This window comes from Paracoccus sp. SY, assembly GCF_002901215.1.
In the GTDB taxonomy this organism is placed as follows: Bacteria; Pseudomonadota; Alphaproteobacteria; order Rhodobacterales; family Rhodobacteraceae; genus Paracoccus; species Paracoccus acridae.
Genome location: NZ_NWMQ01000211.1, coordinates 1 through 482 on the forward strand (window position 1 = coordinate 1; position 482 = coordinate 482).

Consider the following 482-nt stretch of genomic DNA (forward strand, 5'->3'; position numbering starts at 1 on the left):
GTCGAACTGTTCGGCGGCAGCCCGGACGACAACAACGCCTATTTCTTCTATGACGGCGCCATGAGCGTGCTGCAGCCGCTGATCGATTCGGGCGATATCGTGATCCCCTCGGGTCAGATGGGGCTGGACACGGTCGGCACGCTGCGCTGGGACGCGGCCACGGCGCAGGCGCGCATGGACAACATCCTGTCCGCGAACTACGGCGACAAGGAGGTTCATGGCGTGCTGTCGGCCAATGACGGGCTGGCGCGCGGGATCATCTCGTCCGCGAAGGGCGTGGGCTACGGCTCAGGCGACCTGAAGATGCCGATCATCACCGGCCAGGACGCGGAAATCCCCGGCATCAAGGCGATCATCGACGGCGAACAGTATTCGACGGTCTTCAAGGACACGCGCGAACTGGCCAAGGTCACGGTCGGCATGGTCAACGCCATGCTGGAGGGCAAGGAGCCCGAGGTGAACGACACCGAAACCTATGACAA

1 protein-coding gene is annotated in these 482 nt (G+C 63.5%); it reads left to right on the top strand.

Translation table 11 applies throughout. The features are described 5' to 3' along the window. On the top strand, positions 1-482 hold a 482-nt coding region (locus CK944_RS22600; RefSeq protein WP_146038793.1), incomplete at both ends, for a substrate-binding domain-containing protein.